The sequence below is a fragment of the Bdellovibrio sp. KM01 genome, assembly GCF_013752535.1.
In the GTDB taxonomy this organism is placed as follows: Bacteria; Bdellovibrionota; Bdellovibrionia; order Bdellovibrionales; family Bdellovibrionaceae; genus Bdellovibrio.
Window position 1 is genome coordinate 2,169,625 of the sequence record NZ_CP058348.1, and the last position, 12,759, is coordinate 2,182,383.

Below are 12,759 nucleotides of genomic sequence, written 5' to 3' on the forward strand. Positions count from 1 at the left end.
TGTGATTCATGCCTAAATCCCCCGTCGGCTTTCGACTTCACAAAATCATCGAAAAACTGCAGTACAAAGAATCTTTGCGAATCTTGCCATTTTTAGTGGCAAGTTTGGTCGCGGCTTTCGTTTCTATTCTTTATACGAAAATATTTTTTGCAGCCGAAGAGATCTCTTTGCGTCTTTTACATGAAACTCATTGGGCGATTTCTCTTTTCGTCACATTGCTGACGGTTTTTTTAAGCTGGTTTCTGCCCCATCGCTTTGCCCTTCAAGCCAGCGGCAGCGGTATTCCACAAATGCTCATTGCAAATGAACTGGACCCCGCCAGCGACAGCGCTTTGATTCGCTCGTTGATTGGCGTGCGCGTGATCTGTATGAAAATTATTGCAAGCATTGTCTGTGTACTGGGTGGCGGAGCCGTGGGACAAGAAGGCCCCACTCTGCAAATCGTTTCCGGTATTTTCTACCGCATCGGCGAAAAATCCACGCGTTGGATTCAACAGGCCTCCACCCGAACCTTCATTTTGGCGGGCGGCGCTTCGGGGTTGGCAGCCGCGTTCAATACTCCCCTGGGTGGTATTGCCTATGCCCTGGAAGAACTCAGCAAAGACTATTTCAATAACTTTAAAACCTATGTTTTGTGGTCCGTGATGGCGACAGGTCTTTTAGTGCAGACCGCGCTTGGAGGATATCTCTACTTTGGCTTTCCTTCCATTCAATCTGTCGGAGTGCAAAGCTACTTTTCAATTGTGGCCTTAGCCGCGATCACAGGGGTTCTGGGATCGCTGTTAGGAAAAATTCTTTTTCGTATCAATCAGGAACGTAAAAAGATCCGAAACTTTAAAAAACTAATGGCTGTGAACTTGGTCGCGGGTCTGATTTTCTGGTGCGCGATTTATTTCTGGAATGAACACGGCGCTGGCGGTGGCAAAACCATCATCACCAATATTTTATTTAAAGAACAATGGGCCAGCGCTTCGGACGTCATCATTCGCATTGTCGGCCCGGTTTTAATGGCGATCGCGGGAGTGGCCGGGGGGTTATTCGCCCCGACCCTGGCTATGGGCGCCACCATCGGCTCCTTCTTTTCAGAGTTGGTCTGGACTCACAACCATCACCTGCTGGTTTTATGCGGCATGATTGGATTTCTTACAGGCTTTATGAAGACGCCTTTCACCGCCTTCATTCTTATATTCGAGATGACCGACCGTCACTCCTCCCTCTTCCCGATGATGTTGAGTGCAGCAGTTGCCGCGGGCGTGTCCCATATGATAAGCCATCATTCATTCTATGACTTGGTGAAAGAAGACTTCTTTCACAAAAAGGACATGGATAATCCTGCACCCTAGGGGCTTAAAGTGGATGAATCGCGTTTAGTAAATTTAGAAATTAAAATTTCCCACCAAGATCAGGTGATCGAAGAGCTACACCAAGTAGTCTACGAACAACAAAAAGCGATCGAGAAACTGGAAGTCCTATTGAACGGACTCACCAGCAGACTCAAAGAAGCCCTCGAGGCCGAAGGCTCCGAAATCCGCGGCAACGAAAAACCACCGCACTATTAAAAAAAATTATTGTCTTAATTTGTTCCCGAAAACGAACCGCATGGCGGAACCGGGAGGCGTACATCGTACGCCGACGAGGCAGCAACGCAGAGAAAATTTTCTCCGCGCTAAATTTAGCTGCTCTTAGCTTGCTTGAAGCGTGTCTTTAGATTGATCGCGGTCAAACGAAGTTCTTCTTCCAAAACCACATCAAACAATTTTTGTGCAGAGATTTTGTACAAACCCGCCAATTTCCACAAAATAGAAATCGGTGGAGAAGAAACACCACGCTCCCAGTTGGAAACGAACTGAGCTGTTTCATAACCTAGAACAGTTGAAACTTCTTTTTGTGACAAGCCAGATTTCAAACGACACTCTTTTAGGAAAGACGCCAATTTCGATTCTTGTGTAGCCATTACTTAATTCCTCCAAATACGTACCTGAGTCCAAACGGGACGCTACCAGCGACGCAAAACAAAGACAAGCATTCGATTAAAAAATTTCAGATCACGCTTTCATGATCACTTTGGACGCGAGAAGCGCTTCAATTTTTTTTCGCCATTGATCTCTTGTAAGCGGCGATGACAACTCTTCAAGAAGTGCCATTTCTAAAAGTTGTTCCTCTGTATACTCTCGATCGCCCGCTAGCAAATCTAAGAGTGCAGCCTCATAAATATCAATCTTCGTTTCAATAACTTTAACAGAATCTTGATTGCATACAAATGTATAAAGTCCCGACGTCCGTTGAATCTGTTCATTATCATGAGATAAATTCAAAGTCTGCAAACTAGGATTAACAAAAATCTGTTTAGAGGAGCCTGAGGCCAACTCAAACGGCTGAACCTCCAGCCACGCATGAATCCATTCCCACTGCACAAGATCAACTAGTGATTGTTTATCCATATATTTCTGGCGAAGGAAACCACTAAAGTAGCGCCAGTGATCTTGAAGCAACCAACTGCTCCACTCCATCTCTTTTAAATATTCAGCACAAAGTTTTGAACTCATGACTCCAAGTTGGTGATGAGTCTTCGGAAAAATCCGAACAAAAGTTTTTAAAACTTCTTCTTCAAAATTAAATTTGGCTTCAGCGATCACTCGCACAGGAGTCAGCCACTGAAGTGTTCTCTGCAACTCTTCGTCGTAAATCGCGCGCACAGTTGCTGGGATAAACGACGAGTGCGTTTGCAAAATAATCTCGCGCTCGGCTTTTATCTTCAACAGCTCTTGCTGACGAAGAGCCCCGACTCCAACGACATCAAGATCGCGCACGATCACTTGCGCAGACTCGGGTAAAACTCCATCCCAGGGAAACGACAATATATTGAGGTCATTTGATTTCGACATTTCTAAATAGTGTAGGATTCTATGGGTTTGCGGGCAAGATTTGCTCATCACTTGTGCATGACTATGTCAGTCAAACGTAGGAGTGCTTTTAATGTTGACCCGCTTTTTCACCCATGGAACAAGGGTGCCATGAGAGTTTTAATTTTCGTCCTCACAGCTATGATGTCTACTGTTGCCTTTGGTGTGCAACAAGTTGGTGGCGTCGTATCTATTGAAGGCGGAACCATGTTTCTTAAGTCTGAAGACCCTTGCCACCGCTACTTGATCGCCTCTAATAATGAAACGGCCTTGAATGCCTTGGTGAAACTTGCCGCGGGGGACTTCATCACAGCAACGGGATTGAAAACTCCAGGAAACTGCACAGTTGCTATTGAATCCGTGGAGTATGTTGGCCTTCGCCGCATGCTGGGCAACTGGTATTCTCGTGAAGCCGTTATCAATGTTCAAGACTTTAACTCCATGAAGTACTACCCTGCACAGACCGTCGTAACTAACGGCAATCGCGTGTACACTTCCGTATCGACAAGCCCGGTGGAGTACAACTACAGCTTGGTTCCAGGCTCTGGTAAAGAATGGGTGATGTTCCTGTCTGACTCTAGAAGTACGACATTTGGAACGATCCAATTCAACCGTGGATCTGCAGTGATGAAGATCTACAACTCTGAGACTGGTGAATTGAACAAAACCCTGCTTCTTCATAGAATGACATCCGGACAAAATTAATGAGTTGGCTACATCCCACAGACAAGCATCTTCTTTTCACAAAAAATGACAAAGAGGATCCTCGCCTTGGGGAATGCGTACAGCTACTGCCAAAGGGCGAACCTTCTCTGGAATCTTACGATTTCGATTTTGCTTTGTTGGGTTATCCCGATGATGAAGGCATCGCCTTAAATGGCGGTCGTGTTGGCGCTCAAAACGCCCCCAAAGAAATCCGTACTTATCTTTATAAAATGACCCCGCACTTGGCTTCGCCCCAACTTCCGAAAATTTTGGATATGGGAGATTTGGTTAACAGAGAAAAACCGATCGAAGAACGCCATGCCAAAGGCCGCGAACTGGTCAATCAATTGGTTAAAATGAATAAGCGCTGGATTGCTTTCGGCGGCGGTCATGATTATGGTTACTGCGACAGCACCGCCTTCGTGGAAAACCATAAAGGCAATGCCGTGGTCATCAATTTTGATGCTCACATGGATGTTCGCCCGACTGATAAAGGCATGAACTCCGGCACTCCTTTTCATCGCCTGCTTCAGGAGTTTTCTGGCCAGGTGGATTTTGCCGAAGTCGGCATTCAAAACCAATGCAATAGCCAAGCTCACATCGCTTGGGCACGCGGCAAGGGTGCCGAGATCATCACTCTGGATCAAGTGAATGAAAAAGGACTTTTGAATTCCTTGAAAGATTTCTTACGCGGTAAAGAAGGCAAAAAGGTTTTCTTAAGCGTGGATATCGATGCTTTCACTTCCAACGAAGCTCCGGGCTGTTCTCAGTCCTGGACGACGGGACTTTTCACCAAGGATTTCATGCAAGCCCTGCAGTGGATGATGAAAAATCACGATGTTCGCGGCATGGGTATTTACGAAGTCTCCCCGCCATTGGATTCTGATAAGCGCACTTGCAAATTAGCCGCGTTGATTTCTCATAATTTTATCTTTGGTCTTTTAAATAAAGGTTAGCGCTATGAATCGCGGTTTTGGCAGCGACAATCATGCGGGTGTTCACCCCAGGATTTTAGAATCATTGGCCAAGGCCAATGTCGAACATGCGCCCTCTTATGGAACCGACGAATGGACCGAACAGGCTGTGGGTGCATTTCGCTCGCATTTTGGCGAACAATCCCAGGTCTTTTTTGTTTTCAATGGCACGGCCGCGAATGTCACGGCTTTGCGTGCGATCACTCGCCCATGGCAAAGTGTTCTTTGCGCCGATGTTTCTCATATAAATATGGACGAGTGCGGAGCCCCCGAGCAAATGGGTGGTTTCAAACTTCAAACGGTTCCCACTGTGAATGGAAAACTTTCGGTCGAAGCTTTAGAAAATCAATTCATCCGTCGCGGTGATCAGCATTTTTCACAAGCCGCGGTTTTAAGTATCACACAGCCTACGGAACTTGGAACTGTCTATACGCTGGAAGAACTGCGTTCTTTGATCTCCTGGGCGCGCGAGAGAAAATTATTTGTACACATTGATGGAGCTCGCCTTAGCAACGCGGCGGTTTCTTTGTGTTTGGGATTTAAAGAATTCACCACGGATCTGGGCGTTGATGTGGTCAGCTTTGGCGGCACAAAAAATGGTCTGATGATGGGCGAAGCTGTGATTTTTCTGAATAAAGCGTTAGCACATGATTTTAAATATGTGCGCAAACAAAGCAGCCAGCTTCCTTCCAAATCTCGCTTTATCGCCTGCCAGTTTATCGAGTATTTTAAGAATGATTTATGGAAAGACATTGCTGGGAATTCTTTGGAGCGCGCCCAAGAACTTTATGAAGCGATCCGTGATGTTCCCGGAGTGGGTGTGCGTACTAAACCGACCAGCAACGCGGTCTTTGCCACAATTCCTGCAGCATGGGTGAAACCCCTGCGCGAGAAATTTTTCTTTTATGTTTGGGACGAAAAAACGTTTGAGTGCCGCTGGATGACATCCTGGGACACACAAAGTTCCGACGTACAAAATTTTGCCAATGCTATTAAGGAGCTTTCACGATGAAATACCCTCCGGTTCACTACCACGATTACCTAGGTATCGATAAAATCCTGGGCGCCCAACACCCCAAAAGTGTCGAGTACGGAAAACCTGCTCACGATGAATTGCTCTTCATCATTGTTCATCAGGCCTACGAGCTTTGGTTTAAGCAGATTCTTTTTGAATTGGATTCAGTTCTGGCGACGTTCCAAAAGCCCACTGTGGCCGAGGAAGAAATGGGTCAGGCCACTTCTCGCCTGGAAAGAATTGTCGCGATTCAGAAATTGATCATGGGTCAAATCGATGTTTTGGAAACCATGACACCTTTGGATTTCTTGGATTTCCGTGACATGCTTTATCCGGCATCGGGTTTCCAAAGTTTCCAATGGCGTTTGATTGAAACTAAATTGGGTCTGCGTATTGGCGACCGCTTGGCTTACAACCAGGCTCCGTTCTGGAAATCATTAAGCGAAGGCCAGCAAAAAGAAATGCTGGAGGTCCTGGACAAGCCTTCCCTTTTTGATTCTTTGGAAAAGTGGCTTGAGCGCACCCCGTTCCTGCAAGGTGAAAACTTTAATTTCTGGGATTCTTACAAACAAGCTGTGAACAAGATGTTCAATGAAGACATCGCAACTGTTCAGGCCAATGCGAAAATTCCTGACGAAGAGAAAAAGAAAACGATCGAAGGTTTGGAAAAATCTTTACAAAGCTTCGATGCCTTATTCGACGAGGCGGCGTTCAATAAACTGCGCGCCGAAGGTCAGTTCCGCCTGTCTTACAAGGCCATGCATGCGGCCCTGTTGATTCAGCTTTACCGCGACCAACCGATCCTGCAAACACCGTTCAGAATCATCCGCGCACTTTTGGACATCGATGAAAACATGACGAACTGGCGTTATCGCCATGCGATGATGGCCATGCGCATGCTGGGGAATAAAATCGGTACGGGCGGCTCAAGCGGCCACCAATACCTGGCTGCTGCGACCGCAAAACACAAGATTTTCAGTGATTTCTTTAATCTAACGACATTTTTTATTCCAAGAAGTCAGGTCCCGGCCTTGCCAAAATCGATTTCGGACCGAATGTCGTTTCACTACACTTAATTAAGGAGCTTATTTATGGCAAAACAAGTTCAAGCCTTTAATGCAGAAATTAAACAACTTTTGGATATTGTGATTCACTCACTGTATTCCCATAAAGAGATTTTTATTCGTGAGTTGGTTTCCAACGCATCGGATGCGATCGATAAATTAAAATTTCAATCCCTGACTCACCAAAGCTTGCTTCCGGCTGACTGGTCTCCGGAGATTCGCTTGGAAGGCGACAAAAACCAAAACACCTTGAAAATCATCGACAACGGTATCGGCATGGACCAGGAGGAAGTGGTTCAGTTCATCGGAACGATCGCTCGTTCTGGTGCTAAAGCCTTCATGCAAATGAACGAAGAAATGCGCAACAAGCCTGAATTGATCGGTCAATTCGGTGTGGGGTTCTATTCCGCGTTCATGGTGGCTGATAAAGTCACTTTGCACACGCAAAAAGCTGGCACAAACGAAGGTGTCGTTTGGGAATCCACCGGAGATGGCACCTACTCTATCGATTCCGTTCCACGTCCGGGTGGCACGGGCACGACCATCACTTTGCATTTGAAAAAATTCGCAGAGGAAGAAGAAGTTCAAGATTTCACAGACGCCTGGGTTTTGAAGTCCTTGATCAAAAAATACTCTGACTTTGTGGCTCATCCGATCAAGATGAAAAATGACAAAGGTGAAGACGAGACATTGAACTCGCAAAAAGCGATCTGGTTAAAGTCTCCTTCTGAGGTGTCGAAAGAAGACCACAAGGAATTCTATCAACACCTATCCCATGACTTTAATGAGCCCTTGAAAACGATCCACTACCGTGCAGAAGGTACGATGGAGTTCAATGCCTTGATGTACATCCCGGGCAAACGCCCTTGGAACTTTAACAACCGCGAGATGGAGTACGGCTTAAGCCTTTACATCAAACGCGTGTTCATTATGGCTGATTGCAAAGAATTGCTACCGCAGTACCTGCGCTTTGTTAAGGGCTTGGTGGATAGCTCGGATCTTTCATTGAACGTTTCTCGTGAAATCTTGCAACAAGACCGTCAAGTGACTGCGATCAAGAAAAACGTGACGAATAAAATTTTGAGCGGCTTAAAAGATTTGCTCAACAAAGAACGCACAGAATATGAAAACTTCTGGACTGAGTTTGGTTCGACATTCAAAGAAGGTCTTCCCGTAGATCCATCCAACAAAGACAAAATCCAGGAACTTTGCCTGTTCCATTCCACGACGTCAGATAAAATGACGACTTTGGATGAGTACGTGACACGCATGAAGCCTGAACAAAAAGACATCTATTATATCACGGGTGATTCCTTGTCTCAGGTGACGAACTCCCCTTACCTGGAAAAACTAAAAGAAAAAGGCTTTGAAGTTCTTTTGATGGTCGATACTGTGGATGAGTGGGTTGTAAACGCGATCAGTACCTTTAAGGATAAAAAGCTTCAGTCCATCACGTCTGAAGGTTTAAACTTGGACACAGAAGAAGAAAAGAAACAAAAAGAAGAGGAATTAAAAGCCGCCGCTGCGACTTTGCAACCTTTGATGGACACGATGAAAAAGACATTGGAAAACCAAGTCAAAGACGTTGTGCTGTCTGAGCGTTTAACGAACACGCCCGTGTGCCTGGTTTCTTCCGCGCACGATCCTTCCGCCCACATGCAAAAACTTATGGCGCAAATGGGTCAAGAGTACAATCAGCCGGTGAAGCGTGTGATGGAGATCAACGCGAAACATCCGTTGTTTGAAAAGATGCTCAAGGCTTCGCCTGAGCAACAAGCGAAGTGGTCTGAGATTTTGTTTGCACAGGCATTGTTGAACGAAGGTTCATCGATCCCAGATCCAGTGAAATTCTCTCAGCAAGTGGCTGAGTTGATGATCTCTGCGGTTCATTAAATCACAATAAGCAAGGCCCGACCTCAAGAGCGTAGAAACAAAAAAGCCCTGGCAATGAACCAGGGCTTTTTCTTTATACATTTACAGATTGCAACGTTCACCTCCGCTTCGGTAACCGATTGCGTCGGTCCGACGAGGTGTCCGACGCGCGAAGTGCGAACTAGATATAAGCGCTCAATTCTTTACTCATGAAACGTTTGCGCATTTTGATTGTGCTGTTTGTTTCAAGTTTACCCAGACGGCGGGCGATCAAATCGTTTTTAGAAGCTTTCTTAGTCAAAACTTCAGTGGATGCGAACAACTCAACGCCGCTTTCCAAAGTTTCGTACAATTCAAAAACGTCACAAGCATTCAAGTACTCAGTGCGAACAGCTTGGCCTTCGAAGTTCGCATAAGTGTACTGGCTGTATTCTTTCGCATCTTTTTCAGCTGCCTTGACTGCGGCACCTGCATTCGCTGCCTGGAACAATACCACGCGCTCTTCAAGCAATTCTGCGAAAGGAGCTTTGCCTTTAGCAGTGCTTTTACCAACTGCGCGAGTAACATACAGAGTTTTAACAGCGAACCATTTTTTGTTTTTCATTCTTTTTCCCATTTTAATTTTGCAGAGGAGAAATTTCAGCTTCCCCAACTGCTTCAGTTTTCACATACAATATTTTTGTTAGTTTATTTTTTCGACTTTAAAGTGCCGCTTTTTAGTCTTTAAGCGACTTAACAAACTTTAGCATTTCCGCCGCATGACCTTCCGCTTTGATTTTACGGAACTCGCCCACAAGCTTACCGTCTTCGTCGATCACGAACGTGCTGCGCTCGATGCCCATCACTTTTTTTCCGTACATGTTCTTTTCTTTGATCACATCAAAGATTGCGCAAAGTTCTTCTTCTTCATCAGACAAAAGCTGAAACTTAAAGTCATACTTGCAGATGAATTTATCGTGAGATTTCAAGCTATCGCGAGAAACACCGACAATCTCAGTGTTTTCTTTTTTGAACTTTGGCAAAAGCTCGTTGAATTCAATTGATTCCGTCGTGCAGCCAGGTGTGCTGTCTTTCGGGTAAAAATACAGAACGATCTTTTTCCCTTTCAATGAAGACAATGCAAAGGTCTCTCCGCTGGAAGAAGGAATTTTAAATGCGGGAACTTTTTTACCCAATTCAATTTTAGCGGCCACTTGGTGCTCCTTGATCGTGCAGGATTTCCTGCTGTACCGGCGCTTGCGGTTGTCCTGGCTGAGCACCAGGCTGCCCTGGCTGCCCCTGCTGAGCAGGATCGCCTTCAACTTCAAGCGGTTGCGGATTTTCGATAATATTACCGTTCTCATCCGTTGGCCAGCCATGATTAGTCGCTTCAGGATTTGCGCTCTCTACCGGAGCATCCGAAGAAGGCGCACCTTCGCCCCCAATCACGCCTCCTGGCAATAAAACCGTCGGTTGATCCATGGGAACCACCACAGGGCCAGAAGGAGTCGCCGCGGGAGCCTGCGGCTGTCCCTCGCCCGATTGCTGACCCTCAGCCACTGCGGATGGCTGCGGAGTCACTGAAGGTATTGGCGTGGACTTAGGAGTTGGCGACGGTGTCGGAGCATAAAGCTCAGTTTCGGTGACCGTGATTTTACCCGTCATTGGGACATCGGCTTCGATTTTACGAATGTCAGTCAAGTTTTCATAAACTTTCCCGCGAAGGCGAATCATATCCTTGCCTTCTTTTTGATAATCGTAAACATCCAGGCGAATCATCTGTGTTTTATTTTTTTCCTGAGCCCAGTCTTTGCAATTCAGACCCAACAACTGTTCCGCAGAATTCGTACGAATTTTACAGACGATGGCTTTGTTTAAAATCGCGGCACTCATCCCTAAGACTTCCTGCAGACCTTCAGGATAAAAAGTGACTTCGAACTCCCCTTCTTTTTGCGCATTTAAAAATGCCATGTGTTTCGCGGGAGCTTTGGATGAGCATTTTTCAAACATATCGATTTTTTGCGGATAACCCGTTTGCGACAAGACATCGCGCTTTACTTCATAACGGTCACAGCTGAACAAAGACTTATTTCCAAGCTTGGCATTTGATTGCGACAAAATCGCACGCTGAACTTTTCCGAAGGCCGATTTCAAAAGTGGCGGACGCTCACCTGTTAACACCCACCACGCCTCGCGGTGAACACTGTCGGCTTGTTCCATCAAATGCGCGAAAGAGTTCATGGCTTTATCCTGAGGACTCACAACTAACTTTTTTGGCATGTTCACCACAGTCGGTGCGGCAGTCGCCGAATCCCCAGATGAATCCTTCTTACGAACACAAGACGTAAACAAACTTATTGGAATCACAAGGATGAGAAGGATTTTACAAATGTTCATCCCTTAAGTCTTGCAAAGGGACCGTCTGAACACAAGAATTTCCTTTACCCGTCTCGAACCTTTACTCTAGAATAAGGGCTCAGCACAATTGAGAACGTCATCAGGAGGCATCATGGAAAAGATTTGGCTCAAGAATTACCCTGCAGGAATTGGCCCTGAAATTGACCCAAACGAGTACCAATCTCTGACTGACATTTACGACGAAGCCGTTCGTAAGTTTTCCTCCAGAAAAGCTTTCACCAATATGGGTGTCAGCCTTACGTTTGCGGAGCTGGACCAAAAAGTAAATAACTTCGCTTCTTTCCTGCAAAACGAATTGAAATTAAAAAAAGGCGATCGCATTGCGATTCAAATGCCAAACTTATTACAGTTCCCCGTGGCAGCCTTCGCCGCTCTTCGCGTGGGTCTCACAATTGTGAACACCAACCCGCTTTACACAGCTCATGAAATGCAACATCAGTTCAAAGACTCGGGAGCAAAAGCGATCGTGATCATGGCGAACTTTGCAAGTCATCTGCAAGCCATCATCAAAGACACGCAAATTGAAAGCGTTGTGATCACAGAGCTTGCGGATCTGTTCCCAACTCCGAAAAGAATTTTGGTGAACTCCGTTGTGAAGTACATCAAAAAAATGGTTCCTAAATACGACATCCCCCAAGCCTACACCTTCCGTCAGGCTTTGGAATTGGGAGCGATGCGCCCGCACCAAAACGTTAAAACAAATCACGAAGACTTGGCTTTCCTTCAATACACGGGTGGAACTACGGGTGTTGCCAAAGGCGCCATGCTGACTCACAAAAACGTGATCTCAAACATGATGCAAATCCGCGAGTGGATGAGACCAAAATTGGAAGAAGGCCGCGAAATCGCAATCGCCGCCCTGCCACTTTATCATATCTTTGCTTTGACGGTGAACTGCTTGGCTCTTTTGAAAATGGGCGCAGAAAACATCCTGATCACAAATCCAAAAGACATCCCAGGCTTTATCAAAGAATTGAAAGCCCGACCTTTCTCTGTGGTTTCGGGGGTTAACACATTGTTCAACGCTTTGATGAACAATCCAGAATTCGCAACGATTGATTTCAAATCTGTGCGCGTGAGTGTGGCTGGTGCCATGACTTTGCAAAAACCCGTGACTGAAAAATGGATCAAGATGACGAACTCTGTGATCGTTGAAGGTTACGGTTTAACGGAAGCATCTCCGGTGGTTTCCTGCAACCCGATCGACGGCACGGACCGTGTGGGCACAATTGGTCTACCAATGCCAAGCACCGACGTAAAACTGATCGATGACGAAGGCAATGAAGTGAAACCAGGTGAAGCCGGCGAACTTTGCGCTAAAGGGCCGCAAGTGATGAGAGGCTATTGGAATCGTCCCAAGGAAACTGCAGAAGTCCTTTCCGCGGATGGCTGGTTAAAAACTGGTGACGTCGCGACAGTGGACCCAGATGGATTCTTTAAAATCGTCGATCGCAAAAAAGACATGATCCTGGTTTCAGGCTTTAACGTTTATCCAAATGAAGTTGAAGAAGTGATCGCATCCCACCCTGGCGTGCTCGAAGTAGCAGCCATCGGCGTTCCAGACGAACACTCTGGTGAAATCGTAAAAGTGGTGATCGTTAAAAAAGATCCAAACCTAACCCCAGAAGATGTGATCGCTCACGCAAGAAAAAGCCTGACTGGCTACAAGATCCCCAAATTGGTTGAGTTCAGATCAGAACTCCCAAAAACAAACGTCGGCAAAATCCTACGCCGCGCCCTCCGCGATCCCAAATAGCGAGAAAGCCCAAAGGGGCTTTCAAGCGCCCCAAAAACAAAAAAAGGTCCCACCAGGGACCTTTTTTTGTTTC

13 protein-coding genes are annotated in these 12,759 nt (G+C 46.1%); 8 read left to right on the forward strand and 5 right to left on the reverse strand.

Features of this window, described 5'->3' with window-relative positions; all coding sequences use genetic code 11:
- Positions 1-8: 8 nt before the first annotated feature.
- Entirely contained in the window at positions 9-1,343 is a 1,335-nt protein-coding gene (locus HW988_RS10575) for a chloride channel protein (protein ID WP_181604246.1), read from the forward strand.
- 9 nt (positions 1,344-1,352) lie between these two features.
- Entirely contained in the window at positions 1,353-1,559 is a 207-nt protein-coding gene (locus tag HW988_RS10580; RefSeq protein WP_181604247.1) for a SlyX family protein, read from the forward strand.
- A gap of 113 nt (positions 1,560-1,672) precedes the next feature.
- Here HW988_RS10580 and HW988_RS10585 read toward each other — a convergent pair whose 3' ends face one another.
- Both HW988_RS10585 and HW988_RS10590 read right to left on the reverse strand, forming a co-directional pair.
- Positions 1,673-1,954: a helix-turn-helix domain-containing protein gene (locus HW988_RS10585; RefSeq protein WP_181604248.1), complete on the reverse strand. Its 282-nt coding sequence runs from the start codon at positions 1,952-1,954 to the stop codon at positions 1,673-1,675.
- A gap of 91 nt (positions 1,955-2,045) precedes the next feature.
- Complete coding sequence (locus tag HW988_RS10590; protein WP_181604249.1) at positions 2,046-2,885, reverse strand: hypothetical protein; 840 nt, start codon at positions 2,883-2,885, stop codon at positions 2,046-2,048.
- Between the two features lie 129 nt (positions 2,886-3,014).
- On the opposite strand from HW988_RS10590, the gene HW988_RS10595 reads away from it, so the two are divergent.
- From HW988_RS10595 to htpG, 5 genes are read left to right on the forward strand one after another with little or no spacing between them, the layout of a single operon-like run.
- On the forward strand, positions 3,015-3,608 hold the full coding sequence (locus HW988_RS10595; RefSeq protein ID WP_181604250.1) for a hypothetical protein: 594 nt from the start codon (positions 3,015-3,017) through the stop codon (positions 3,606-3,608).
- A complete protein-coding gene (locus tag HW988_RS10600; RefSeq protein WP_181604251.1) occupies positions 3,608-4,564 on the forward strand; it encodes a formimidoylglutamase in 957 nt (318 codons plus the stop codon). The genes HW988_RS10595 and HW988_RS10600 overlap by 1 nt, the downstream gene beginning before the upstream one ends.
- 4 nt (positions 4,565-4,568) lie before the next feature.
- Positions 4,569-5,594 carry a low specificity L-threonine aldolase gene (locus tag HW988_RS10605; RefSeq protein ID WP_181604252.1) on the forward strand — a complete coding sequence of 342 codons (1,026 nt, stop codon included), beginning with the start codon at positions 4,569-4,571 and terminating at the stop codon, positions 5,592-5,594.
- Positions 5,591-6,673: a tryptophan 2,3-dioxygenase family protein gene (locus HW988_RS10610; RefSeq protein WP_142700482.1), complete on the forward strand. Its 1,083-nt coding sequence runs from the start codon at positions 5,591-5,593 to the stop codon at positions 6,671-6,673. Before HW988_RS10605 ends, HW988_RS10610 begins: the two co-directional genes overlap by 4 nt.
- A 15-nt stretch (positions 6,674-6,688) precedes the next feature.
- Entirely contained in the window at positions 6,689-8,554 is a 1,866-nt protein-coding gene (htpG, locus tag HW988_RS10615; RefSeq protein ID WP_181604253.1) for a molecular chaperone HtpG, read from the forward strand.
- 160 nt (positions 8,555-8,714) lie between these two features.
- Here htpG and HW988_RS10620 read toward each other — a convergent pair whose 3' ends face one another.
- The 3 genes from HW988_RS10620 to HW988_RS10630 all read right to left on the reverse strand — a co-directional run bounded on the left by HW988_RS10620 (position 8,715) and on the right by HW988_RS10630 (position 10,909).
- On the reverse strand, positions 8,715-9,137 hold the full coding sequence (locus HW988_RS10620) for a DUF4288 domain-containing protein (protein ID WP_181604254.1): 423 nt from the start codon (positions 9,135-9,137) through the stop codon (positions 8,715-8,717).
- Between the two features lie 112 nt (positions 9,138-9,249).
- Entirely contained in the window at positions 9,250-9,726 is a 477-nt protein-coding gene (locus HW988_RS10625) for a peroxiredoxin (RefSeq protein WP_181604255.1), read from the reverse strand.
- The gene (locus HW988_RS10630) at positions 9,716-10,909 is read right to left on the reverse strand and encodes a hypothetical protein (protein WP_181604256.1); all 1,194 of its coding nucleotides are present in this window, start codon (positions 10,907-10,909) and stop codon (positions 9,716-9,718) included. Before HW988_RS10630 ends, HW988_RS10625 begins: the two co-directional genes overlap by 11 nt.
- Positions 10,910-11,021: 112 nt before the next feature.
- On the opposite strand from HW988_RS10630, the gene HW988_RS10635 reads away from it, so the two are divergent.
- Positions 11,022-12,686 (forward strand): AMP-binding protein, encoded by a 1,665-nt coding sequence (locus tag HW988_RS10635; protein WP_181604257.1) that lies wholly within the window; start codon positions 11,022-11,024, stop codon positions 12,684-12,686.
- Positions 12,687-12,759: the final 73 nt, after the last annotated feature.

Bases quoted from the DNA above. Each gene is read 5' to 3' on its own strand.
- HW988_RS10610 (WP_142700482.1), top strand. From the start codon at position 5,591: ATGAAATACCCTCCGGTTCACTACCACGATTACCTAGGTATCGATAAA.
- HW988_RS10605 (WP_181604252.1), top strand. From the start codon at position 4,569: ATGAATCGCGGTTTTGGCAGCGACAATCATGCGGGTGTTCACCCCAGG.
- HW988_RS10575 (WP_181604246.1), top strand. From the start codon at position 9: ATGCCTAAATCCCCCGTCGGCTTTCGACTTCACAAAATCATCGAAAAA.
- HW988_RS10635 (WP_181604257.1), top strand. From the start codon at position 11,022: ATGGAAAAGATTTGGCTCAAGAATTACCCTGCAGGAATTGGCCCTGAA.
- HW988_RS10600 (WP_181604251.1), top strand. From the start codon at position 3,608: ATGAGTTGGCTACATCCCACAGACAAGCATCTTCTTTTCACAAAAAAT.
- HW988_RS10585 (WP_181604248.1), bottom strand. From the start codon at position 1,954: ATGGCTACACAAGAATCGAAATTGGCGTCTTTCCTAAAAGAGTGTCGT.
- HW988_RS10590 (WP_181604249.1), bottom strand. From the start codon at position 2,885: ATGTCGAAATCAAATGACCTCAATATATTGTCGTTTCCCTGGGATGGA.
- HW988_RS10630 (WP_181604256.1), bottom strand. From the start codon at position 10,909: ATGAACATTTGTAAAATCCTTCTCATCCTTGTGATTCCAATAAGTTTG.
- htpG (WP_181604253.1), top strand. From the start codon at position 6,689: ATGGCAAAACAAGTTCAAGCCTTTAATGCAGAAATTAAACAACTTTTG.
- HW988_RS10595 (WP_181604250.1), top strand. From the start codon at position 3,015: ATGAGAGTTTTAATTTTCGTCCTCACAGCTATGATGTCTACTGTTGCC.
- HW988_RS10620 (WP_181604254.1), bottom strand. From the start codon at position 9,137: ATGAAAAACAAAAAATGGTTCGCTGTTAAAACTCTGTATGTTACTCGC.